This window comes from Nostoc sp. KVJ3 (assembly GCF_026127265.1).
GTDB lineage: Bacteria > Cyanobacteriota > Cyanobacteriia > Cyanobacteriales > Nostocaceae > Nostoc.
Map to the genome: position 1 here is coordinate 1,872,691 of NZ_WWFG01000001.1, position 25,145 is coordinate 1,897,835.

Genomic DNA, 25,145 nt, shown 5'->3' on the forward strand with positions numbered 1-25,145 from the left:
CCAGTCATAATACCCACTAGTTAGTAATATTAAGCCTCAAGTTTGAAGAAATTACCCTAAAATCTATGTAAAGATGAGCGACTAAATCTAACGTTAACTTTATTCAATGCCAGACGTGGAAAAGTCCCAAAAGCTGCTGCACCGGCAAGTTAGTAAACAAGCAAATTATTCGCTGCTAGCCAAGAAAGAAGAGGGAATGGTGCTTCTGTTGGCTGATGGCACTATTCAGGCTTGCAATGCAGCTGGCGATCGCATTTTGGGACTAACCGCAGAACAGCTTGTTGGGCAAAATTTGCTCGATCCCAAGTGGTCATTTATTCATGAAGATGGCTCTCCTTTGCTCGGTAATACTCATCCAGCGATCGCTGCCCAGAAAACAGGTAAACCTTGCTTGAATGTGGTATGTGGCTTTTATAAGCCAAATGGTGAGCTAGTCTGGCTATTGTTGTCTTCACAACCTCTATTCCAAGATAGAGTCAGCACTCCCTACGCGATCGTTACAACTTTTTCGGATATTACAGAATCTAAGCACCCACAAATTGAGGAAAACTGTAACTGTACTGAAGATACTCAACAAGTTGATGCAGATGGATTTCAGCCATCGTGGGATAGTCAACGTTTGTTTCAACAAATTGCTGGCACTCTTCCGGGGATACTCTATATATACGATCTAATTGAGCAACAAAATTCTTACGTTAATTACGAAATTGCTCAAGGTTGGGGCTACACACCAGCAGAAATCCAGGCAATGGGAAGGGAGTTATTTACCCAACTTCTACACCCTGAAGATTTAGCTCGACTCCCTAGCTATTTTGAAAAATTTAATTCTGCTCATCAGGGCGAAATCTTCAACTTTGAGTACCGGATTCGCCACGCTAATGGAGAGTGGCGTTGGTTTTGTAGCTATGACACTGTGTACAGCAGAACTGCTGAAGGATTCCCACAATATCTTTTAGGTATCGCTTTTGATATTACAGAGCGACGACACACAGAAATTTCGCTGCGGCAAAGCAACGAAAGGTTTGAGCTAGCAGCGGCGGCAGTTAATTGCGTAATTTACGACTGGGAAATTCACAGAGGTACTGTGGAAAGAACTCAGGGTTTAACCCGGATTTTTGGCTACACACAACAAGAAGCTGAACCTACCTTCGAGTGGTGGCAAGAACGCATCCATCCCGATGACCAACAAATGGTTAATGACCAGTTCATAGCCAGTATGACCAATAGCAACCGTTATAGCATCGATTATCGAGTCCGTCACAAGGATGGCCGCTATCTGTGGGTGCAAGATCGGGGGTTTGCAGTGCGGGATGCAAATAGTCAGGTAGTTAGGGTAGTTGGTGCTAGTACTGATATTACCGAACAGCAAGCAGCGCTACGCGAACGCCAACAAATTGAAACAAACCTGCGCGAAAGTGAAGAACGGATTCGGTTAGCTACTACCGCCGCCGAATTGGGGATGTGGTTTTGGAATATTACCACCAATAAGTTAATTTGGACAGAAAAATGTAAACAGCTGTTTGGACTAAAGCCAGAAGTTGAAATGGACTATGAGCTTTTCCTCAACTGTGTACATCCAGAAGACCATCAGCGCATCAATGAAGCGATCGCCCGCTCTTTTAAAGAAAAGGTTGAGTATGACATTGAATACCGGAGCGTTTGGTCTGATGGTAGCATTCATTGGATTGCTGCCAAGGGTCGTATTTTCTCCGATGCTGAGGGTAGACCGATCAAAATGATGGGTACTGCTCAGGATATTACCCAGCGCAAACAGGTAGAAAATGATTTGCGCCAGCGCGAAACTCAATTAAGGCGCTTAGTTGATTCCAATATTATTGGTATTATGTTCGCCACTCCTGACTACATCACTGAGGCGAATGAGGCTTTTTTAGAAATGGTCGGTTATACGCGAGAGGAACTATTAGCAGGTAAGGTACGCAGACAACAGATAACTCCACCCGAATATCACGCTCTTGATGAGCAGGGGCTAGAGCAACTTTTAACCCTTGGAATATGTAATCCTTTTGAAAAAGAATACATCCGCAAAGATGGTTCCCGCATTCCCATCCTGATTGGTGGCGCTTTGGTGGAGCAAGATCCGCCATCTTGGATCTGTTTTATTCTTGACTTAACCCCAAGGAAACAATTAGAAAAAACACTTAGACAACAAGCAGAAGAACTCAAAGAGGCAAACCGGAATAAAGATGAGTTTCTCGCCATTCTCTCTCATGAATTGCGATCGCCCCTCAACCCCATTCTCGGTTGGTCATCTCTACTCAAAAGCCGCAAATTTGATGAAACCACTACAAATCGTGCCTTAGAAACCATCGAAAGAAATGCTCAATTGCAGATTCAATTAATTGATGAATTGCTGGATGTATCCCGAATTATTCGCGGAAAGTTGAACCTGACTTTTGCCACTGTTAACTTAGTAGCTGTAATTGATGCAGCATTAGAAACAGTCCGGTTAATGGCAGAAAGTAAATCCATCCAGATAAAAATACAGATTGACCCTAATGTTGGTAAAATGCTGGGCGATTATTATCGTTTACAGCAAGTTTTAGGGAATTTACTCTCCAATGCAGTCAAGTTCACTCCCCCTAAAGGTTCAGTGGAAGTTAGCTTATCATTGAGTCGAGAATTGACTTCCCACTCAGCAGTAATTCAAGTTAAAGACACAGGTCAAGGTATTTCCCCCGAATTCCTACCCCATGTATTTGAATATTTTCGTCAAGCCGATAGCAGCACAACCAGGAAATTTGGCGGGCTGGGACTGGGATTGGCGATAGTTCGCCATCTGGTAGAGTTGCATGGTGGGACTGTTACAGCAGCTAGTCCAGGAATTGGACAGGGAGCAATTTTTACTGTTAGACTCCCCGTGATGCAAGAGAGTGGGGAGTAGTAGGAGAAGTAGGGGGAGCAGAGGAGAAATTTAACTCGTCACTAATTGCCGGAATCCGAATATTGATTGTCGATGATGACCCTGACACACGGGAATTTTGCACTTCTTACTACAACAGAATGGGGTGGTGACAACTATTGCAGCATCGGCAACTGAGGCTCTGGCTATCATAGTAAAGACCATACCTGATTTATTAATCAGTGATTTAGGGATGCCAGAGATGGATGGTTACAGCCTGATTAAGCTGCTTAGAGCCATGCCAAAGGAGGAAGGAGGGGAAATTCCCGCGATCGCTCTTACCGCTTATGCTGGAGAAAGCGATCGCGATCGAGTTTTAGCCGCTGGTTTTCAAAAGCACATTGCCAAACCAGTACAACCAACTGAATTACTAACCTCAATTACAGATTTGCTAGAGCAAAGGTGTAATTAGTCATTTGTCATTAGTACCAATACTATGTCTATCCGGCAAATTACTCATGACATAATGTTCGGATAAATACTTGTGATTGCAACTCTTGGAGACGCTCGGCTCGCAATGACGTTTTATAAGCGATCGGGCGAACACTACATAATATGTAATTACGACTGCAACGAAGTGGAAAGTTCTACTTTGTACCCTTGGCAACTTCTTACCTATGCCCCATTCCCTTGTGGGGAGAGTTTTTTATTAATCTTTTGCCAAAGAATAATTGTTAGTCAAAAATTTGGGGAACAAAATTTTTTGATTGCGATCGCTGATTTTTAGTCTAGGATCTTAAAATTTCCCATTATAGACAACTATCTAAAGAGTGAAAGTTTTTATTCATAAAACAGCCATTAGTTAGTTGTATAATTTTTATAAAAGATTAAAAATGTACCATGTCACCAACACAAATATCCTTTCTGAAATATTACTAAATCTTATGATGCATAAACATTGACGGCATTAACCTTATTAATTTTGACTTCTGAATTCTGTTTAATAAATATTATGAGATGTAAGAGCCGCTACTCATAATATCCGACCGTTGAGCTTTCAGCAATTAACGGCTTCTATTCTGGTTTCCATACCCAGGTAAACCGAACAATCATCTGGATATTCGTATTTACTTAACCTTGCATCCAGTATTTTCCAAAAGTCAATCGAAGAATTTCAAAAAGAGGATATCTCCATGTCTAATTTATCTCGTCGGCCATCAGCAAGGGTTGCTTTATTAGTTCTGGGAATGACAGTTGCGACAATGACTCCCATCGTTATTTCTGCCCCAGCTTTATCTCAAAGTACTGTTCCATCCACGACACCATCGCCGACTTCAACAGTTAACTTATCTGATGTTCCCTCAGATTATTGGGCGCATCCCTTTATTCAAGCCCTTGCTGACAATAGCGTGATTGCTGGTTTTCCTGACGGCAGCTTTCGGCCTAATCAAGCTGTAACTCGTGCTGAATTTGCTGCTTTAATTCAAAAAGCTTTCGGCAGTCAAAACCGAGTTCGGCAATTAGGCGCAGGTGGATTTAGTGATGTTCCTGCTAACTATTGGGCGGCTTCTGCAATTCAGTATGCCTACGAAACTGGATTCTTGGCAGGTTATCCTGGAAACGTATTTAAACCAAATCAACAAATACCCAGGGTACAGGGGATCGTTGCTTTAGCGAGTGGTTTGGGTTTAACTGCTAGCAGCAGTGGAACCAGTAGTGACCTCAACACATACTACAACGACGCTTCAGCTATCCCGAACTATGCTGTTGCCGGTGTTACTGCTGCGACACAATCCAATATTGTTGTTAATTATCCAGACGTAAAACAACTCAATCCGCAGCAGCCCCTAACTCGTGCTGAAGCAGCGGCACTGTTGTATCAAGCTTTAGCTAAACAAGGGCGGGTACAACCCATTGCTAGCAATCTTCCAGCTAGTCAATATATTGTCGGTGGAACTCAAACCGCTAACGATATTGTATCTCTTGCTTCATCTAGTAGTTCTCTTACAACTCTGACTTCTTTATTAAAGACAGCTGGTTTAACAGATATTCTTCAACAGCCAGGCCCTTATACAGTCTTCGCTCCTACCGATCAAGCATTTGCTGCTTTACCTGCTGCCACATTACAGCAATTACAGCAGCCAGAAAACAAAGAAGCGTTGATTAAGATTTTGACATACCATGTCGTTCCTGGTGCAGTAACTTCTAGTCAACTCTCGGCTGGAGAACTGAAAACTGCTGAAGAAAAACCTGTAAATATTCAAATCGATCGCGCTAGCAATCAAATCTCGGTGAATAATGCCAGAATTATCCAAGCGGATGTTAAGGCTAGCAATGGTGTTATCCATGCAATTAACCAAGTTCTGATCCCGCCTGATGTTAACATTAGTAAGTTAAATCAGCCACCAACAGGAAGCACAAATGGTACAACGCCTGATATTACGCCAGGTAGAGCTACTCTTGGTGGTAGCAGCTACATCGGTGTTGCTGGTAACATTGGTTTGAGCGGTAATACCGCTTTGGGCGAGGGTAACTTTGCCGTAATCAGTAAGATTGGTCTGACACGTAATATATCAGTGCGACCATCGGTGCTGTTTGGAGACAATACGGAGTTTTTAGTTCCCTTGACTTTGGATTTTACTCCTCGTGCATCTGCTGAGGTGGGTCAACGAACTTTCTTTATATCTCCTTATATCGGTGCTGGTGTGGCCATTGAAGCTAATAACAATACTGATTTTGGATTACTGCTAACTGGTGGTGTAGACGTTCCTCTCGGTTCTAAATTTACGTTAAATGGCGCTGTAAATGCTGCTTTTTTGGATGACACTGATGTAGGGCTACAATTAGGACTTGGCTACAACTTCTAATTAAAGCTAGGGGCAATTCATGAATTGCCCCTACCTAGAAATAACGGTTTCGGCTGTTGTTTGCGAAATTTATAAGTAATTGAGAATCAAACTATACTAAGATCGCTTGATAGCTAAAGTCAGTCCATCGGCGATGGGGACAAGAGATAGTGTAACCCGTTCATCATGATGTAACTTTTCGTTCAGTGCCCGGATAGCCTGGGTACTTTCATCTTGATTTTGCGGATTAGCAACTTCTCCTGACCATAAAACATTATCAATAGCAATCAATCCACCTGGACGCACTAGTTGTAGCGATCGCTCATAATATCCATCATAATTTTCTTTATCGGCATCGATAAAGGCAAAATCAAATGTTCCGCCTTGGCCAGTTGCTAACAGATGATCTAAAGTTTCCAAGCCTGGTGCTAATCTTAGGTCGATTTTATCAGCAACACCAGCTTGTTGCCAATATCGGCGAGCGATCGCAGTAAATTCTTCACTCACATCAGCTGCAATAATTTTGCCATCTTCAGGAAGGGCTAAGGCAACTGAGAGTGAGCTATAACCTGTAAATACACCAACTTCCAAGGTTTTCTTAGCTCCAATCAACTGTACCAGTAGTCTCATAAACTGTCCTTGTTCTGGTGAAATCTGCATTCCACTCCGGGGATGACTGGCTGTTTCTTGGCGCAACTTCAAAAGAATCTCCGGTTCCCGTAGCGAAACGGATAAAAGGTAATTGTAGAGTTGGTTATCAAGACCTATAGACTGTTTTGGCATGGTAGATGACCAATGTAAATAATCTACTGTTATACTATCGCTCAAGAATAGTTTTAAAAAAATTAGTTATGGTTGTCAAACCCACTTCAAAAAAATAATTGTACCGAGATATGTAGTGCAAGGTACTCTTGGTCTTTTTTTCAAGCCCACAGATTTATCCTCTGTATTTCTTACTTTTTACTTCTTCAAGAGATACCAAATACCGTTATTGTTTTGACGTAAAATCTGGTATCTTCGACCAACAAATTCTAGCATTTTTGGGGAATTTTCTTTGATTATAGCCTGGGATTTATAATCAATAAAAATATAAGGAGGCTTTGATGAATCTAACTGCTCTATAAGTGCTGTCCATTGTTCAGGTAGAAAATATTCAAGTGCCCAACCACGTAAGATGGTTGCTTGACTCCGACGAGAAAAATAGTAAATAGACGGATCGCCAGCGACATAAATTTCACCAGCAATACTTCCTGATTGAGAAATAAAGTTAGCCTCGGAGTGAAGAGATGGATATTTATTTCTAAAGACAGCCTGATATTTTAATCGTGTCTCTTCAGTTAAGGCAAAGTTATTAGTAACCAGAGCGACACTTTTTTTTGTCAGCATAGATGACAAAGGGAAAAATAATAAAAATATCAGCAGAGTTGTCGGGATTAAAGACCTTAATTCTTTTAAAGATCCCCATAATATATCTAATCCTTTAGTCGCTAAAATACCTGTGGGTACAAACAATAGTAAATAATGGTACTCCCACAATGCTGCCTGTTGTAGAACAATAATACCGAAAGCAAAAATGCACCAAACAACAAGCAGTAAAGTCAATATATTCTTAGACTTATGCAATGATACATATACTGTAACAATAGCCATTAAAATTAGCGGATAGAAATTCTGGACAAACCATTTAATTCCTGAAATAAACTCAGTTATATGAAATTCTGAATTAGCAATAATAAGGGGTGGGTATATAAAAAATGTCTGATACACTATTGAAAAACTATTAACCCAAAGAAAGTAGCTAGCAACAACTGAAAGAGGAAATATAATTCCTATAAAAAGGGGGAGAAAGATTTCAATAGAATTTTTTTGGATACTGTGCCGTTGTATTAATAAAGAATACATCCATATAGTTAGCCAAAATGAAAGTAATATAAGCAGAAGTATAAATTTAAATAGAAGGACAATTCCACCAATAAATCCTGAAAGTAAAAGTAGATAAAATCTTTGTTTGCCATCACTTTTAAACGATTTAAAAGTGAGCCAAAGACAGAGGAACAAAGGAAAACCAACCAATGCCTCCACCTGAGTAAGGTGCCAAGCACCTGAAACAATATAGTAAACGCCAACCGTTAACAAAGGTACTAGACTTGCGATTATCTGATGCCGAAAATAGCTTTTTAGAGTTAGCTGCAATGTTATCGAAAGTAATATCATGTAAATAAGTTCAAAAATATGGATGCCAATCTCATCAAAGCTAAACAAAGTTCCGGCCAAAAAATAAAAGCAAAAAATTCCCGGTTGCTTAATATCCCAAAAATCACGATACAGTACCTTTCCTTGTTGCATCTCCCACGCACCTAGCCGAAAAAATGCTTGATCTCCGTCAAATGGGAAAGGTAAATGTACAAGACCAATCATGAGAATAGCAATCAAAACTAGAAAATCTATTTTATTTAACTTAGTAATACTAATCATAAATTTTTGATTTGAATGCAATATTTTTTACAAAGTCTAAATTTATACCATCCTTGACAATTTTAAATTGCATCCTAGTTACTTGTAGTCTAAACCTCAACACTACACAAGTTTGGCTATATAAGTACAACTTACTTATGTGAGTTTTAAACCCTTAATTTTGCGTTAATCAACCTGCACAGAATTTGTTTGTCTAGTAGCTAATTATATTGACTAAATTTTTTAAATATTATTCTTTAATTGATTATAGCGTAGCAGTCAATCTCACAACACGATAACAGCAACTATGCATACAGATTCTTCATGATTGAATAATAATAGCTACAAACTTTATATAGTGAAGGGTATAAGTTTCTTGGTAATTAATTATGATTTTAACTTTGCTATGCTATGTCCTCTCACTGAAACAGTGCTGAGTGCTGTACGCCAATAGCGGGGCGTTTAGCCCGTAACTCGGCTTAGAGTAAAAAAGTAATAATTGCACTCAGCACTCCTGAAATTTTTTAGTCTTTGCAAGTGTTTGCAGTGGAGGGTGCGACTCTTTTAGGGATACGGTGTATTATAAAGGGCATTGCAGGTTAGCAAACCATTTTTCAACCCTTATTTTGGTCGTTCGGTTGATGCCGATACACCCTTGACGAATGTTAAGACTCAAGAGATTTACAAAACCTCACCCTTGGTTTCCCAATGTGCTTTAATAGTACAAGAGTACTATTAAAGCACTTAAGTGTTGCATAAGACTTTAATACTCTCGACTAAACCAACAGGAGAGCAAAATTAATGAGGCTATCTAAGGTAGACTTGAGCAGTTTAGTAGCGATCGCTCACTCTGATGGATATTTGCAGTTGTTGCTGGATCGAGGCGACGAACTGGAATTTTTGGAAATTCCAGCACCGATACAAGCTTATGAAGGATTGCAAGAACTAAACGAGGCAATCGCTGAAACGAGTGTACTACCCTGTGAAGCAGAACCAATCGCTATGTTACCAGTTAGTTCAGCAATGGCGATCGCTGTCGGCTACGATCGCGACGAACAAATTTTGCAAGTTGAGTTTCAAAATGGATCTGTTTATCAGTACTTAGGCGTAGACGAGGATACTTGGCAAGATTTACATACCTCTGACTCAGTTGGCAGCTTTTTCAATCAAGAAATTAAAGGCAGATATGACTGCGATCGTCTAGATAATGCAGATTATACTATTGACTAATAACTGCATGCAGGGTTTTCAATAATTCTTGTGTTGTATAGGGCTTGGGTAAAAAGGCTGTATGTTCATCCGTTTTGTCGATTGGTACTTGTTCGCTTGTGACAAGTCCACTGACAGCAACAATCGGTAATAACGGATTGATATTTTGTAATGTCCGAATGGTAGTTGCTCCATCCATATTGGACATTATTATATCGATAATTGCAGCACTAATTTTATCTTTATACTGGGCGTAAATTTCTAAAGCTTCCATGCCATCACCAGCAGTAATTGCTGTGTAATTATAGTTTTCTAAGGATGTTTTAGTAATTTCTTGAATAGCAGTTTCATCATCTACAATCAAAATACATTCTCCAGATCCAGTTGGTATTTCTGTATCTTCTAATAACTGCATTGGAACTTGATTAACTGCTGGCAAGTACACCTTAAATTTTGTCCCCTTGCCTACAGAACTTGACACAGTTACAAAACCGCCGTGTTCTTTAATAATTTTTATTACGGTTGATAGTCCAAGTCCTGTACCTTTACCCAAATCTTTTGTTGTAAAAAATGGTTCAAATATTCTATCTAATATTTCACTATTGATTCCCAGTCCCGTATCAGTAACTGTCAAGACAATGTAAGCACCAATTTTAGCTTCTAGGTGGATACTGGCATAAGTTTCATCAATCCAAATATTCTCAGCGGATATTGTTAAATTTCCCCCTGTAGGCATAGCATCCCGCGCATTAAGGCACAAATTAATTAGTACCTGATGCAATTGGGTACTATTGGCACAAATAGGTAACAATCCCTCCTGAATTTCTGTATACAATGCGATTGATTTGGGAAATGTTTGGGAGATGATTTGCCGCATTTCTAAAATCACGTTTTTGACTTGAAGCACCGTGAATTTATGCATAGCTGATTGTCTTTCCGAATCGCCTTCAATTCCCCTAGCAAATGACAATACTTGCTTTACCAAATCAGCGCCACGTTTGGCATTGCTTTCTATTATTAAAAGCATCTGGTTAATCTGTTGATCGCCGGTTTTAGCTTTCAGCAGATGCACCGACATCAAAATTGGTGATAACACATTATTTAAATCGTGAGCAATACCACTAGCAAGAGTGCCTATGCTTTCCATCCGTTGAGCACGTAAAAATTGTTTTTCTAATTGTTTTTTCTGAGTAATATCAGTATCAACAATAAGGATTGATTTTGCTTGAAAATGTCCATCATTTATCAACATCCAGCGACTTTCAACGATCAGCTTTTTTCCAGACTTGCTGATTTTCTGTAACTCCCCTTGCCAAGCTCCATCCTTCAATACAGTCTGATAAATTTCTAGATTTTGCGGCAAAAGTTCATCTGATTGTTTACCGATAGCTTCTTCTGACTTCCAGCCGTAAAGTTTCTCAGCATTTTTATTCCATAATAAAATTTTGTTGGACAAATCTTGCACAACAATTGCGTCAGTGACAATATCCAGTAATGCTGCTTGTTCGTGGATTTTTTGTTCTACTTGCTTGCGTTCAATAATGTCCTCTGCCAGTTTCACTAAGTTCCTCTGGATCTCTAGTTGTCTAACTACCAGGCGACTAAGAGTTTGCAGAGATTCCACCTGTTTGGGACTAATTTGGTGTGGTACGCGATCGAGTATACACACAGTCCCGATCGCTTCTCCTCCTGGTGCTAACAAAGGTACACCTGTATAAAATCTCACGTTAAATTCAGCATCAGTAACTATGGAATTTGCAGCAAATCTTTCATCAGCCAAGGTGTCGGCAATAATTAAAACTTCGCCACTTGCCATACAAATCGGCCCAAACCCTTTATCTCGTGGCATTTCCTGTATATCTAACCCCACCTTGGCTTTGAACCACTGACGGTTAGCGTCAATTAGATTAATTAAGGCAATGGGTGTGTTACAAATCTGTGCGGCTAAAAACGCTAGATCGTCAAATGCTTCTTCTGGTGGAGTGTCAAGAATCTGGTACCGATGCAGAGCCTCTAGCCTCGCTGCTTCATTGTTACACACTAAAGATTCCATTAAATTGTTCCTAATTATTGCCGAATGACAACTTGACCTCGTCTTACTAAAAAAAATTTGGATTTACAACGCTTTCTGTGGGAGAGGCAGTGCAGTCTTCTCACAAGTGGATCAATTGACGTTGAGCATTGCCAACCAAATATCTCAAAGATTATTTAAATAACTAAGCAAGCATATAACTTGATGGCTTTAATTATACTAATATGCCTTAAAAAAAAACGATCGATAATTTTGGGGAATTTAAGTAAATCTTAAAAGATTTATACCATAATAATTTTACAAATAAATAAAATTACTGACCTAAAAATTCTTGTTGTGCCCCAAAGTATTAACAAGAGCAACTAGACATACACCAGTGGCATTTTGTTCAGAGACAATAGAAAAAGTCCACAAAATACAAATGCATTTATGACTACTACACTTGCTTCTGCTGTTAAACCAAGAGCCGAAGATAGTTTTGCCATTAGCTTTGCACCATTGTCTCTTGAAGAAATCTATGCCAAGTCTAACGATCCAGCCAACGGTGCTGTAGTTTTGATGAGTGGCGTAGTTCGCAATCAAACTGATGGTAAACCTGTAATTGCTCTAGAGTATCAAGCTTACGAACCTATGGCATTGCGGATATTTTATCAAATTGCTGCTGATATTCGCTTATCTACGTCTGATGTAAATCGGGTAGTGATTCATCATCGCACCGGACGTTTGCAAGTTGGAGAAATTAGCGTTTTAGTAGCAGTGGGTTGTCCTCATCGGAGTGAGGCGTTTGAAGCTTGCCAGTATGCTATTGATACCCTCAAACACAATGCACCTATATGGAAGAAAGAACATTGGGAAGATGGTTCTAGTCGCTGGGTGAGTGTTGGTGCTTGCGAACAGTTACCAGAAAATTGTTCTTAGACTAGGAGGTAGAAGGAAGAAAAATATTTTTTGCCCTCTGCCTTTCTTCGGTAAGAAGTTAAAAAGGAATTTTAAGAAAAAACTGGCTTGCGGCGATCGCCAAGCAGCAAACTTGAGAAAATGCAGCCAGCGATCGCTTGTTTACAGCTATTTACCTGAAAATAGCTGTAACTCCAGATTTAGACCTCCAGAAATTAAATATGCGTATCCACAACCCTTGTAGAGACATAGCAGTGCTACGTCTCTACATTCTTTTTCGAAGATATCTAATGGATATTTTCTTGTTCAGCAATTCTTAGCAGAATATATGACAAATTGTTTGAAACTCCAATCAAACTCTTAAACAAGATTTATATTCGCAAAACAACAATTTTTGTTGCATTTGTTTACATAATTTCCATTGCTCTATTGAGGTTTGTAAATAATTTGTATTTCCGCAAGGAATATTCCTTTAGACTGATCTTTAACTGAAAATGTGGGAATAAACACAAATGCATTCGTTAAATATATTTTGTCACGAATTTGTAGTTGCTGTTTCTTGTGTAGCTTGCATTATTGGACTGCTGTTACTATGGGAAAGTAAGCAGCAAAGAAATGATGTGGAAGAAACAGAGGTGATTCTGTTTAGAATGAGCTTTACTTATTGGCTAGTTTACTGTGTAGCTTTTGGCATCGAGAAAATAATTTTACCTGAGTGGGAATCTGTAGTTATGACTTTGAAAATAACTACTGCTCTGTCATATTTCTTAACTTTTTCGTGCATTCTTAGTCTGCCACTACACAAATTTGCAGTCCATCGGGTTGAAGAATAGACATTGGGTATGGGCATTGGGAATTGGGCATGATTAAGATTTCATTGCGATCGCTAATGCCGTTTCCAGTTCTGACTGCGCCAGAGGTGTCAAAATAAATACTTCTTGTACTGTCTTCCCTTGCCGGGCAATTACTTTATAGCCGCCGCGAATCGGTACAGATATGCGTAGTTGCATTTTTGGACAATGACCTCTTGACCGCCCAATCACTCCAGGCGTAACGGTTTGGATGCCATCCTGTTGACAAAGACGTTCTAAAATTGGGATAAGACCAGAAAGGTGTGTCGAGTGATTCCAAACTAGTCTGGCAGCTTTTTGTGAAGTTGCCCGGAGGGAGTCTGCGGTGGGTTTGCCCATAATAGTTAAGCTGCTTCTAGAGGTGCCATTGTCAAACCTGCTCGGCGCAGCTGCTGATGATAGAGTTCCGCAGGTTCTTGAGGGCCGACCCAAACGATCGCTTGACCTTCATAGTGTACCTGATTAGTCAGATCCCAAGCGCGATCGCCACTCATCCCCGGAATATATTTCATCAAACACTCAGACACATGTTGGAATGTATTAAAATCGTCATTTAATACAATCACTTTGTAATTCGGATAAGTCTTACGGGTAACTTGATTAGACCGTTCAGGAGCTATAGTTGGTGCTGTGGCCATCCCGTAAACATCTGCTGAAAGTGTCATAACCATAGAATAATTGGTCAATAAGATTTTACAAAATTACAAGTAACTAGTTTAGTCCATTGTCTGGGGAGTGGGGAGAAGAGGCAGGGGGCAGGGGAAGGAGGAAGGGGGACAAGGGGGAATTATTTAACAAGTTTCTTCCCCAATGCCTAATGCCCAATGCTCAACTCCCTATCGCCAATTATCCCAGTTTTCGTTAAAAATGGATGTATCGGGGAAAGCGGTGGGGTTGCTATTTTGTTGCAAAAGCCGTTTGAGTGCTTCCAGTTGTGGCTCTTGTTTGGGTAAATTATTGACTAGTTGGTAAGGTGCGATCGCATTTTTGAGGGCAAAACTAGCCACAGTTCCCGCAGCAGCGCCAGAAGACCATTCAAAGGAATGGACTCGATAGGCAGCAGCAGCAATATGACTAGTAGCAATGCTTTTGCCTCCTACCAGCAAGTTATCAATTTTCTGGGGAATCATCGCCCTGAGAGCAATTTGGAAAGGATAAGCAAGGCCTGCACCACGCCTTTCACCTGGACGTTCTGTATTGCCAACGGCTTCTGGGGGACTATTTACCATACAAGGATGGAAATCTATAGCGTAGTGACCAATACCCACAGCATCGGGGAAAATAGTAGAACGAGTCCGTCGCATTGCTTTGTCTGGTGGGACTTTACCATCAATTACTGAAACTGCTTCCAAGCCGGCAAGTGCTGCCCGTAGCCTCCGATACATATCTGCTGGCAGAGTCTTGGAGTAATAATCCTCATTGTAATCTCGGCGAGAAATATCAATTTCCCAAATACCAAAGCCATCAGGTTGTCCCCAGCTGGGCCGGCCAATGATGCGTCGTCCTTCGCGCATATAGGGATATTTCGATAAGCCATGCACTGTTCCCATCGGGGAATTTAACCCTGATAACAAGCGGTTATTGCTTTGCTGCTGCTTCACACCCTCCCCCAGTTTGGAATCTGTAGTTCCAGCCACCAACCAATAATAGAATGAGATGGCATTTTCTTCAGCTTTGCGGAGGGTTTCTGTCCGCAGTCCTCCCATCCAGCCACCTGGTTTTAACTGTCCAGTAGCTTGTAACTGTTGGTGAGTATAAATCAGGTTATCATTTGCGGTTCCGGGGCGGTAGTCGTTACCCCAAGTCCAGTTTTGCATAGAGATATCCCCCGGTGTAGGAGCAGTAAAACTCACACCGCCGAATTTTTCGGATTTCCCTTTGTTTGGACTCCAAATGCGACGATAGGTAAAAACCAAATTAAAGTTAGCCAGTCGGGTTAATTCATAGCTGAAATATGGCGCATATTCTAAATAAAATGGGGGCATCGTCTGCGGTTGCGGTTCTTTGGTTGCCTCCATTGCAAAGGTGTAGGTAAAACCTTGAGGGCAATATGGGTTGTTATTGGTGCTGGAAGCAGAGGGTTCCAGGTAAGAACGGGCATCAATGCCTAATCGGTACGGAACATCAGCCAGGGCGATAATTTCACCGGTTTCGCTGGCATCTACAACGTACCACTTGGGAGCATCCCCTTTCGTAGCCTTGGGGAGAAAACGGATAATAGTTTTGGTAAATCGGGATGAGTTTTCGTAGCTATAGGAATCTTCAATAGTTTGAGATAAAGTAAAAGTATTGAGAGGTGGTGCTAATTTTGGTGGTTGATGTTGAATAGCGATCGCACTATCAATTATTTTGCCATCAGCAGCGATTTCTAAATCCTTAATTACTGTATTGGGAAACCATTGCAACTTACCCTTGCCCCGCTTTTCAGCATCTTTGAGCATCTGGGTTAAAATGGCGTGAGCATCGCGGGGAAGAAAGCAGGATTCACTTACCCAGCAGTCACCGGGGTTGAGTTTACCGTATTTGCGCCCAATGCGGTTTCGCAATTCCAGGTAGCCGCGAGAATAGAATTTGAGCGCCCGTTGAGTTGGGCGTTCGTCTAACGCAGATGTCCCCTGAGAAGAAATTTGCCCTCCTAGCCAGTCAGTAATTTCCGTTAGACAAACCGTTCGTCCTGCTAGCAAACCCTCGTAAGCTGTAGCGACACCAGATAGTCCACCACCTACAACTAAAATCTCACAGTTGACACTTTTATCTGGGTTTCTCGGTACTGTGGCGTTTACGGAATCAAATCCAACTGAGGTAGATATTAAATTCAGACCGATCAGCGATGTCAAGCTATAAGCTACCTTGTGTCTGTGCTTCATGGTTAAATACACCCCTGCAAATCCTGTGTCACCTTGTAGAAGGTAGCATCTAGCAAATGTTTAACTCAAGCGATTCTTCACAAGTTAATCTACACGATATAGCGGGGGATTAACTTATGAAGCGAATAGCACGCTCGAACAAGTGAAAATCTTAATAAAATAAGGTGAGCGCCTAGTTCAATTCTCACTTCACCCAATTCTTGAATATGAGCTATTACATCCGTTGCAAATGTATCCATTGAATTATGAATTTTGACACTTGAATTCTGCTTTAATTGCGATCGCAACCTACCCATGAAAAAATCTACCCAAGTTCAATCCCTATCCGAAAGATAAACTATCGATATGTGATTATTTCGTCTCTTCTCCTAAAATTAAAAACTGCTCTTGCTGAAAGTAGACAAGAGCAGTTTTTAATAGCAAAGCCCAAAACAAGAATTTAGGCATCTTCAAGCTCAAGTTGAGCCACCGTAACAGCGTTAAAAGCAAAAGCTAAAACTAATGGCATCGGTGACTGAAACCAAAAGGTGAAAAGAACAGCTATAACTGTGCCAATTACTGCGGACATCGACCACAATCTTTCTTCAAAGGTCAATCCATTCTCAGCTTTAATCCCTCTGAGAACATTCACTGGGATTGGTTCTGGCATTACTCCACCTGGAGGGAAAGCCCAGAAGTTGTTACGTCGCTCGACAAATAAATCTGTCCAGCCATTCTCTTGGCACCATGCCTCAATCCATTGAAGTGAGTAATGATTCATCATCGGGTTTCGGAGTTCGATTTGTGGAAGTTGTGTACTTGGTGAATGTAAACTCTTAGAGATTCCTGGAGAACTAACTAATAGCTATAAAATTAACGCTAATTATCCAACTTTTAAGCTTTGTTAAGCACTGGAAACGCATATAGTTGCGCTCAAAACCTTGCTTTCACTAATTAAAAGATTAGCAGTTGATGGCAGCTGTTTAATTTAAAAGACAATAAACTTTACTTGAGAATTCAAATGTCAAGAATTGTAAATAAGTTGGTAAGTATTACTGCTTAATAAAGCTCTTGATATCCTGAAATTCAAATCTAAAAATGAATAATTGTGAACAAATCAACAAGCGTAGGCGCAACTCGTTGTAGACATTGCTTTATCCGGCGAAACTATTCCTTTAGAGTTAGAGATTTCAAATTTTTTCATCATGAAGAGCGCTAGGTTATCCTCTCTGTCTATGTTCTGCTGAAGCTTGCTTGATGTGACAAGTAACTTATACTCAGTCATTGCGATCGCTATTTAGTAATTCTTATGCTGCTTGAGTGCGATCGCTCCTAGCTGTTCTCTAACCAAAGTCGGAAGCAGAATTTTGCTCAAGGTGAGAACCATTTACTCTTTTTGCGTTACAAAATATTAAGCAAGGGAAATACACATCTCCCCAAGTCCAGTAGCAAGGCTGCGAGTTTCAATTAAAATCAGCCAGTCTTGCTAATATTCAAATGCGGTAAGCCTAAATGCAGCGATTAGACACCAAATTGACTCTCAATATTTTTTGGCGACAAGGATTGGCGTTCCTTCTAGGAATTATTATCTGGTGCGTAGCTAATCCCGCCCTGGCAGTAAACTGGACTCATCCACTGTCATTTAGCAATGCAGAGTTGTCAAGACGTGATTTTTCTGGTGAAAGTTTGCAAGCTGCGGAGTTTTCTAACGCCAATATGGAACTGGCTAACTTTTCAAATGCTGACTTGCGCGGAGCAGTCATGAGTGCTTCGGTGATGACAAAAGCAAATCTTCACGGAGCGGATTTAACTAATGCAATGGTCGATCAGGTAAACTTGACTAAGGCCGATTTGAGTGATGCAATTTTCAAAGAAGCTCTTTTACTCCGCGCCATCTTTAATGATGTGAATATAGACGGTGCAGATTTTACAGATGCAATTTTGGATCGGGCACAAATCAAAGAACTGTGTACAAAAGCCAGTGGTGTGAATTCCAAGACAGGCGTGCAAACTCGTGATTCTCTAGGATGTCAATGAAACGTGTTGGTGTAATTGGTGGCGGACAACTTGCCTGGATGATGGCGGATGCAGCACAAAAGCTAGGTGTAGAATTAGTAGTACAAACTCCAAGCGTTCACGACCCGGCCGTGTCAATTGCTCAAGAAACTGTTTTCGCGCCAGTTGATGACGCAAATGCTACGGAAATATTAGCTAAAAAATGCGATGTCATCACCTTTGAAAACGAATTTGTTAACCTACAAGCTTTATCTTTTTTAGCACAGCAAGGTGTTTGTTTCCGTCCCAGATTAGAAGCTTTAGCTCCACTTTTAGATAAATATCATCAGCGTTGCTATTTACGCGACTTGAGCTTACCAGTTCCTCAATTTTTCGCCCTTGATGAGGTGGAACATCTCAAATCAAAAATAGAATATTTAGGTTTCCCAGCAGTTCTAAAATCCCGTCGGCACGGTTATGATGGTCAGGGTACTTTCATAATTCAGGATTTTGCTACTTTAGAGCAGAAGCTAAATTCTGAAACCATAAAAACTTTAAATAAATCCCTTTTCTTATTAGAAGAATTTGTCCCTTTTGAAAAAGAACTAGCAATAATTGCAGCGCGTTCTGTCGAGGGAGAAATTGTAACTTACCCTGTAGTGGAAACTCAACAAGAACAACAAGTCTGTCGGCGAGTGATTGCACCTGCTGATATTACACCCAATCAAGTAGCAGAAATCCAAGCGATCGCACATACTTTATTAAATAGCCTAGAAGTAGTAGGGATTTTTGGAATTGAGCTATTTCTGGGTGCTGATGGCAAAGTTCTGGTAAATGAAATTGCTCCCCGTACCCACAATTCTGGACATTTTTCTATTGATGCTTGTGAAACTTCTCAATTTGAGCAGCATCTCAGAGCCGTTTGTGGTTTACCTTTAGGGAATCCAGCTTTGCAGTGCGCTGGTGCTGTGATGGTGAACTTACTGGGGTATGAAAATTCTCACAGCGATTACCAAAGCCAGCGTCAACAAATAGCAGAAATTCCCCAGGCGCAGATTTACTGGTATGGGAAGACAGAATCACGCCCTGGGCGGAAATTGGGACATGTTACCGTTTTGCTGGACGATCAAAATAGAGAATCGGCAAGTGCCATCGCCCACAATATAGAATCTATCTGGTATCCCAGGTAAATTGAGCAGAAATAGGACTTACGCAAAACTACACACAGTAGGGGCAATTCATGAATTGCCCCTACTGGAAAATCACTGTTTGGACTATTTTTTGCATAAGTCCTGAGAAACTTTCGATGTTGAACACACAACATCTTTTGAAAAGCTATAATGAGTGAGTTGCACTACGACGTTGGTGACTGCCATCAAGTTTTTTGATCTATGCCTTTAATGACAAGGGAGTCAACTGTTCTCGTGGCAGTATACCGGGCATGTACCCGGAAACTTTAAACGAGGAATTTAGGTTCCCACCTGGATAAACCCAGGTCATAAACTTAGGTAAAACGGCGTCGCGGTGAACTTAAAATTATTAGCTCCCAAAATCAGTTAGAATTTGGGAGCTTTAATTATTTAAATTTCGTTTGTCACCTCAAAATGAGTGAACTGACAGTAAATATTGCCATGTTTTTGGGAAGCCTAAATATTAAGGTCTCAAAAATTAAGCCGTATGGTCAGCATTCCCGGATTTCATATTAGAAAAGAACTCTACAACGGTTCTCGAACTTTAGTTTATCGTGCTGAACGAGAAACTGACCAAAAATCTGTGGTGATTAAGCTGATGAAGACTGCTTATCCCAACTTTAGTGAATTGCTCCAGTTTCGTAACCAGTTCACCATCGCCAAAAATTTGAATCTACCTGGAATCATCCAAACCTATAGCCTGGAACCCTATCAGAATGGCTATGCGTTAGTAATGGAAGACTTTGGGGGAATTTCTCTCAAAGATTATTTGACCTCTGACCAGACGCGATATATTGCATCTCTAGAAGAGTTTTTACAAATTGCGATCGCACTGTGCAATACCTTAGATATTTTAATTTGTCATCGGGTGATTCACAAAGATATTAAACCTGCCAATATTTTAATTCATCCACAAACTAAAGAAGTTAAGTTAATAGACTTTAGTATTGCATCTCTGTTGCCACGAGAAACTCAAATCTTGATGAGTCCTAATGTGTTAGAAGGAACTTTGGGCTATTTGTCACCAGAGCAAACTGGACGGATGAATCGGGGGATTGACTACCGAACTGATTTTTATTCTCTAGGTGTAACTTTTTACGAGTTACTAACGGGTAAATTACCATTTCAATCGCACGACCCGATGGAATTGGTACATTGTCATATTGCAAAACTTCCGTCTTTAGTACATGAGGTTAATCCGCAAATTGCGCCTGTACTTTCATCTATTGTCAGCAAATTGATGGCGAAAAATGCCGAAGACCGCTATCAGAGCGCATTTGGACTGAAATATGATTTAGAAAATTGTTTGGCTCAACTGAAGGAAACGGGAAAAATTGCAAGTTTCCCAATTGGCCAGAGGGATCTGTGCGATCGCTTTATTATTCCAGAAAAACTCTATGGTCGTGAACTTGAAGTTGAAACTCTGCTAAAAGCTTTTGACCGCGTTACCAACAATCAGACGGAACTAATGTTAGTAGCTGGTTTTTCTGGTATTGGTAAAACTGCTTTGGTCAACGAGGTTCACAAACCCATTGTCTGGCAAAGGGGTTACTTTATAAAAGGCAAATTTGACCAATTTCATCGTAATATTCCTTTCTCCGCTTTTGTGCAAGCATTTCGAGACTTAATGAGACAATTGCTCAGTGAAAGTGATACCCAATTGTCAACTTGGAAAAGTGAGATTTTACAAGTGCTGGGTGAAAATGGGCAAGTAATTCTTGAGGTAATTCCCGAACTAGAACAAATTATTGGTCAACAACCATCTGTAACGGAACTTTTACCAAGTGCAGCACAGAATCGATTTAATTTATTATTACAAAGATTTATTCAAGTATTCACTACCAAAGAACATCCCCTAGTCATTTTTTTAGATGACATTCAGTGGGCAGATTCCGCATCAATGAAGTTGATCCAGTTACTAATGAATGAGTCAAGAAAGGGGTATTTATTATTAATTGCAGCTTATCGTGACAATGAAGTTTTTGCTGCTCACCCCTTGATGTTAACATTAGATGAAATTACCAAAACAAATGCTAATGTTAACACAATTTTATTAGTTCCTCTAAGTCAGCTAAGTTTAAATGAACTGGTTGCAGATACTCTAAAATCTTCACAAAAAAACACACAGTTATTAACACAGCTAATCTATCAAAAAACAAAGGGAAATCCATTTTTTAGTACGCAGTTTTTTAAAGCTCTACATCAAGACAATCTAATCAATTTTGATTTAGATAGTGGAAGTTGGCAATGTAATATTGCCCAGATTAAGGCATTAGCCTTGACAGATGATGTCGTTGATTTTATGGTATTACAGTTGCGAAAGTTGCCAGAATCAACGCAGAATGTTTTAAAATTAGCGGCTTGTATTGGTAATCAATTTAATTTGGCAACATTGGCAATTGTTTCTGAAAATTCCGAAACCGAAACAGCAACATACCTCTGGAAAGCATTACAAGAGGGGCTAATCTTACCACAAAGTGAAGTTTACAAATTCTATGTTGGGCGAGAAACACAGGATATAGCACAAAGTTCGCTAACTGTAAACTATAAATTTTTACACGATCGCGTTCAACAAGCGGCTTATGCTTTAATCCCAGAGTCAAAAAAGCAATCCATCCATCTGCAAATTGGCCAATTGCTATTAAGCAAAACACCCATTAAAAAGCAAGAAGAGAGACTTTTTGAGATTGTTAATCAGTTGAATATTGGTGTCAATCTAATCACTCAGCAGTCCGAACGAGATCAATTAGCACAGTTAAATTTGCTGGCTGGACAAAAAGCCAAGCTATCCACCGCCTATGCTAATACAATAGAATATATCAGTTGTGGTATTCAGCTATTGAGAACAGATAGCTGGCAACAACAGTATTCGCTGACATTATCCTTATATGAAGAAGCTGCTTCAGCAGCCTATCTTATGGGTCAATTTGACCAGGTAGAAGAGTTTGTTAAGCTAGTCCAACAACATGCTAACATCCTACTAGATCGGGTTAAATCCATTGAGATCCAAATTCAATCTTATTTAGCTCAGAGTCGTTTTGATGATTCGATTCTGACTGCGATCGCACTGCTAAATCTTTTAGGTGTAAAATTATCTCATCAAGCTAATAAAACCCAAACTTTACTCAATTTAGCCCTAACTAAATTACGACTTTTCGGTAAATCTCCTTTAAAATTGATAGATTTACCTGACATGACGGGGAACAAACAACTAGCAGCAATCCGAATTTTGGCTAGCACGAATTCAACGGCTTATATTGCTCGTCCCGATTTACTACCACCAATAATTTTAAGCGAAGTCAATTTGTCGATGCAGTACGGCAATGCAGCGGCATCTGCATTTGGCTATGCCTGGTATGGATTAATTGAGTGTGGCATTCTGGGAAATATTGAGACAGGTTATGAATTTGGTCAATTAGCATTACAAGTTCTCGAAAAATTCCATAGTCAGGAATTTAAAGCGAGAACTTTCTTTATTGTTGAAACATTCATTAATCACTGGCATCAACCTCTTAAAGATACAATTGCCCCCTTAATTGAAGCTTATCAAGTGGGGTTAGAAACAGGAGATATTGAATATGCAGCTTGGGCTAGCTATACCTGTAGTTTTCATGGATACTTTATGGGGCAAGAATTGGCTGAGTTAGAAAAACAGATGGGTGATTATGCCGAAGTCTACAGCAATTTTAGACAAGAAAAACCTCAGACCTATATTAATTCATTTCGTCAAGCCATCTTGAACTTGTTGGGAGCTACTAATACCAGTTCCTTATCAGGTGCTGTTTATGATGCCCAAACTATTCGCCCATTACAAAAGCAAACAGGCGATCGCACTGGATTGTGCTTTAGCTATGCCAATGAACTGATACTTTGCTATCTGTTTGAAAATTATACCGCAGCATCTGAGGCATCAATTAATGCAATTACCTATTTAGATGGGGTAACATCGGCGGCAGTTGTACCAATAGTTTATTTTTATGATGCACTAACCCAACTAATTCTCTATCCAACAGCAACGGCTAGCGAGCAAAAACAGATTCTTAAAAAAGTAACGTCCCATCAGAAAAAGTTGAAAAAATGGGCGCATCATGCCCCAATGAATCATCAACATAAATTTTATTTAGTCGTAGCAGAACGGCAGCGGATTTTGCTGCAAAAAAACAAAGCAATGGAATTCTACGATCGCGCCATTTCCCTTGCTAAAAAAAACGGATACATCCAAGAAGAAGCCTTGAGCAATGAGTTAGCTGCCAAGTTTTACCTCGATTGGGGCAAAGAAAAAATTGCCCAAACTTATATGCAAGAAGCTTATTATTGCTATGCCCGTTGGGGCGCTAAAGCCATAACTGAGGACTTAGAAAAACGCTATCCTCAACTTCTGGCTCCCATCTTACAAGGGCAACTTAATTGCTTACAACTAAATTCAACCATTGATGGAGCATTATTACCACATCAAACCATCCACACAAATCTTTCTAGCAGCAGTATTTCTGAAGCTTTCGATTTGGCGACTATCTTTAAAGCCGCACAAGCTCTTTCCAGTGAAATTCAATTAGAGCAATTGCTCACTACTCTTTTGCAAGTGGTGATGGAAAATGCCGGCGCACAAAAAGCTGCCCTACTTGTACTCCAACAAGGTGACTTAGTAGTTGAAGCTATAGCCACCATCACTGAAGGAGTCACTCTGGTATCTATACCATTGTCAACCAGCGAAGACATTCCCATCACACTGGTAAACTATGTCAAACACAGCTTAAAAACTGTTGTGCTGGATGATGCAACAGCACAAACTGATTTTATCGCCGACTCATATTTTATGCAGCAACAACCTAAGAGTGTGTTGTGTACGCCGATGTTAAATCAGGGTAAACTCATCGGGCTGCTATATCTAGAAAATCCCCTGACAATTGGTGCATTTACGATCGCTCGCACCGAAATTATCCAACTGCTATGCGCCCAAGCCGCCATCTCTCTAGAAAATGCCCACCTTTATCAAGAATCTCAAAATTATGCCCAACAGTTAGAGCGATCGCTCCAAGAATTGGAGCAAGCCCAATTACAAAGGGTGCAAGGTGAAAAAATGGCAACCTTGGGCAATTTGGTTGCTGGGGTAGCACATGAAATTAATAATCCTATTGGATTTTTACAAGGCAGCCTCAACAATGCCGAAGAGTATACTCAAGACTTAATCGCCCATATCCAATTGCTTAAACAACATTATTCCACTCCAGTGATCGCAGTCATTGAGCATGGCGAAAAAATTGACCTAGAATTCCTGATTGAAGACTTTCCAAAGCTAGTGAGTTCAATGAAGGTGGCAAGCGATCGAATTGAAGACATTAGTACTAGCCTTCGTACCTTCTCCAGAGCCGATACAGCAGAAAAAATTGCTTGTAATATCCATGAAGGAATTGAGAGTACGCTGTTGATTTTAAAGTATCGCCTGAAAGCTAACGAAAAACGTCCAGCAATTGAAGTCATCACCGAATATGGAAAATTACCACCTGTAAAGTGTTTTTTAGGACAGCTAAATCAAGTATTTATGAATATCCTTGCTAATGCAATTGATGTTTTAGATACATCCAGTGAGGGGCTTTCTTTTGCTCAAGTGCAAGCTAATCCTCACCAAATACTCATTAACACAGAAGTATCCAGTGACCAAAGTATAGTGACAATTCGCATCAAAGATAACGGACAAGGGATGCCAGAGGAGATTAGAGCCAGGATATTTGATCACCTGTTTACCACTAAAGGGGTTGGGAAGGGAACAGGATTAGGATTAGCGATCGCTCGGCAAATTGTCGAGGAAACCCATAATGGGCGGTTGAGTTGCAATTCTGTGGTTGGTAAAGGAACAGAATTTGTGATTGAAATTCCAGTTTTTTAATAGCTGTGATCGCACAATTCTATAAAATCTGTATAACTTGATTCTAAATTGGGTATCGTTCGGAGTTAAGATAAAAAA

Annotated in this window: 14 protein-coding genes, 1 other RNA gene and 1 pseudogene; 9 read left to right on the plus strand and 7 right to left on the minus strand. The window is 40.2% G+C overall.

What is annotated here, in order from left to right:
* Positions 1-106: 106 nt before the first annotated feature.
* Both GTQ43_RS07500 and GTQ43_RS07505 read left to right on the plus strand, forming a co-directional pair.
* Positions 107-3,332, plus strand: a pseudogene (locus GTQ43_RS07500) (PAS domain-containing protein).
* Positions 3,333-4,053: 721 nt separating this feature from the next.
* Positions 4,054-5,727 carry a fasciclin domain-containing protein gene (locus tag GTQ43_RS07505; protein WP_265272036.1) on the plus strand — a complete coding sequence of 558 codons (1,674 nt, stop codon included), beginning with the start codon at positions 4,054-4,056 and terminating at the stop codon, positions 5,725-5,727.
* Between the two features lie 96 nt (positions 5,728-5,823).
* Here GTQ43_RS07505 and GTQ43_RS07510 read toward each other — a convergent pair whose 3' ends face one another.
* Complete coding sequence (locus tag GTQ43_RS07510) at positions 5,824-6,489, minus strand: class I SAM-dependent methyltransferase (protein WP_265272038.1); 666 nt, start codon at positions 6,487-6,489, stop codon at positions 5,824-5,826.
* 177 nt (positions 6,490-6,666) lie between these two features.
* Complete coding sequence (locus GTQ43_RS07515; RefSeq protein WP_265272039.1) at positions 6,667-8,202, minus strand: hypothetical protein; 1,536 nt, start codon at positions 8,200-8,202, stop codon at positions 6,667-6,669.
* A gap of 759 nt (positions 8,203-8,961) precedes the next feature.
* Here GTQ43_RS07515 and GTQ43_RS07520 point away from each other — a divergent pair.
* Positions 8,962-9,390 carry a KTSC domain-containing protein gene (locus tag GTQ43_RS07520; protein ID WP_265272040.1) on the plus strand — a complete coding sequence of 143 codons (429 nt, stop codon included), beginning with the start codon at positions 8,962-8,964 and terminating at the stop codon, positions 9,388-9,390.
* Here GTQ43_RS07520 and GTQ43_RS07525 read toward each other — a convergent pair.
* Entirely contained in the window at positions 9,380-11,422 is a 2,043-nt protein-coding gene (locus GTQ43_RS07525) for an ATP-binding protein (RefSeq protein ID WP_265272042.1), read from the minus strand. The two genes, GTQ43_RS07520 and GTQ43_RS07525, sit on opposite strands and share 11 nt — an antisense overlap.
* A gap of 408 nt (positions 11,423-11,830) precedes the next feature.
* Here GTQ43_RS07525 and GTQ43_RS07530 point away from each other — a divergent pair, with 408 nt between their 5' ends.
* Both GTQ43_RS07530 and GTQ43_RS07535 read left to right on the plus strand, forming a co-directional pair.
* Positions 11,831-12,319 (plus strand): molybdenum cofactor biosynthesis protein MoaE, encoded by a 489-nt coding sequence (locus GTQ43_RS07530; RefSeq protein WP_265272044.1) that lies wholly within the window; start codon positions 11,831-11,833, stop codon positions 12,317-12,319.
* Between the two features lie 491 nt (positions 12,320-12,810).
* A complete protein-coding gene (locus GTQ43_RS07535) occupies positions 12,811-13,131 on the plus strand; it encodes a hypothetical protein (protein WP_265272045.1) in 321 nt (106 codons plus the stop codon).
* Between the two features lie 33 nt (positions 13,132-13,164).
* Here GTQ43_RS07535 and GTQ43_RS07540 read toward each other — a convergent pair whose 3' ends face one another.
* The 4 genes from GTQ43_RS07540 to GTQ43_RS07555 form a co-directional block, all read right to left on the minus strand.
* The gene (locus tag GTQ43_RS07540) at positions 13,165-13,488 is read right to left on the minus strand and encodes a DUF2103 domain-containing protein (protein ID WP_265272047.1); all 324 of its coding nucleotides are present in this window, start codon (positions 13,486-13,488) and stop codon (positions 13,165-13,167) included.
* Positions 13,489-13,493: 5 nt separating this feature from the next.
* Positions 13,494-13,820 carry an ATP-dependent Clp protease adapter ClpS gene (gene clpS / locus GTQ43_RS07545; RefSeq protein ID WP_321162424.1) on the minus strand — a complete coding sequence of 109 codons (327 nt, stop codon included), beginning with the start codon at positions 13,818-13,820 and terminating at the stop codon, positions 13,494-13,496.
* A gap of 165 nt (positions 13,821-13,985) precedes the next feature.
* Positions 13,986-16,016 (minus strand): FAD-dependent oxidoreductase, encoded by a 2,031-nt coding sequence (locus tag GTQ43_RS07550; protein WP_265272049.1) that lies wholly within the window; start codon positions 16,014-16,016, stop codon positions 13,986-13,988.
* A gap of 439 nt (positions 16,017-16,455) precedes the next feature.
* Positions 16,456-16,779: a hypothetical protein gene (locus tag GTQ43_RS07555; RefSeq protein WP_265272051.1), complete on the minus strand. Its 324-nt coding sequence runs from the start codon at positions 16,777-16,779 to the stop codon at positions 16,456-16,458.
* A 728-nt stretch (positions 16,780-17,507) separates the two neighbouring features.
* Between GTQ43_RS07555 and GTQ43_RS07560 the strand changes: the two genes are divergently transcribed.
* The 4 genes from GTQ43_RS07560 (at position 17,508) to GTQ43_RS07575 (ending at position 25,067) form a co-directional block, all read left to right on the plus strand.
* Complete coding sequence (locus GTQ43_RS07560) at positions 17,508-18,032, plus strand: pentapeptide repeat-containing protein (RefSeq protein ID WP_265272053.1); 525 nt, start codon at positions 17,508-17,510, stop codon at positions 18,030-18,032.
* On the plus strand, positions 18,029-19,180 hold the full coding sequence (locus GTQ43_RS07565; protein ID WP_265272054.1) for a 5-(carboxyamino)imidazole ribonucleotide synthase: 1,152 nt from the start codon (positions 18,029-18,031) through the stop codon (positions 19,178-19,180). The genes GTQ43_RS07560 and GTQ43_RS07565 overlap by 4 nt, the downstream gene beginning before the upstream one ends.
* Before the next feature lie 158 nt (positions 19,181-19,338).
* A non-coding RNA gene (ssrS, locus tag GTQ43_RS07570) (6S RNA) lies at positions 19,339-19,522 on the plus strand.
* 145 nt (positions 19,523-19,667) lie between these two features.
* Positions 19,668-25,067 carry an ATP-binding sensor histidine kinase gene (locus GTQ43_RS07575; protein ID WP_265272055.1) on the plus strand — a complete coding sequence of 1,800 codons (5,400 nt, stop codon included), beginning with the start codon at positions 19,668-19,670 and terminating at the stop codon, positions 25,065-25,067.
* Positions 25,068-25,145 lie beyond the last annotated feature (78 nt).

Coding starts and splice junctions, on each gene's coding strand:
- GTQ43_RS07505 (WP_265272036.1), top strand. CDS start 4,054: ATGTCTAATTTATCTCGTCGGCCATCAGCAAGGGTTGCTTTATTAGTT.
- GTQ43_RS07510 (WP_265272038.1), bottom strand. CDS start 6,489: ATGCCAAAACAGTCTATAGGTCTTGATAACCAACTCTACAATTACCTT.
- GTQ43_RS07520 (WP_265272040.1), top strand. CDS start 8,962: ATGAGGCTATCTAAGGTAGACTTGAGCAGTTTAGTAGCGATCGCTCAC.
- GTQ43_RS07525 (WP_265272042.1), bottom strand. CDS start 11,422: ATGGAATCTTTAGTGTGTAACAATGAAGCAGCGAGGCTAGAGGCTCTG.
- GTQ43_RS07530 (WP_265272044.1), top strand. CDS start 11,831: ATGACTACTACACTTGCTTCTGCTGTTAAACCAAGAGCCGAAGATAGT.
- GTQ43_RS07535 (WP_265272045.1), top strand. CDS start 12,811: ATGCATTCGTTAAATATATTTTGTCACGAATTTGTAGTTGCTGTTTCT.
- GTQ43_RS07540 (WP_265272047.1), bottom strand. CDS start 13,488: ATGGGCAAACCCACCGCAGACTCCCTCCGGGCAACTTCACAAAAAGCT.
- clpS (WP_321162424.1), bottom strand. CDS start 13,820: ATGGTTATGACACTTTCAGCAGATGTTTACGGGATGGCCACAGCACCA.
- GTQ43_RS07550 (WP_265272049.1), bottom strand. CDS start 16,016: ATGAAGCACAGACACAAGGTAGCTTATAGCTTGACATCGCTGATCGGT.
- GTQ43_RS07555 (WP_265272051.1), bottom strand. CDS start 16,779: ATGATGAATCATTACTCACTTCAATGGATTGAGGCATGGTGCCAAGAG.
- GTQ43_RS07560 (WP_265272053.1), top strand. CDS start 17,508: ATGCAGCGATTAGACACCAAATTGACTCTCAATATTTTTTGGCGACAA.
- GTQ43_RS07565 (WP_265272054.1), top strand. CDS start 18,029: ATGAAACGTGTTGGTGTAATTGGTGGCGGACAACTTGCCTGGATGATG.
- GTQ43_RS07575 (WP_265272055.1), top strand. CDS start 19,668: ATGGTCAGCATTCCCGGATTTCATATTAGAAAAGAACTCTACAACGGT.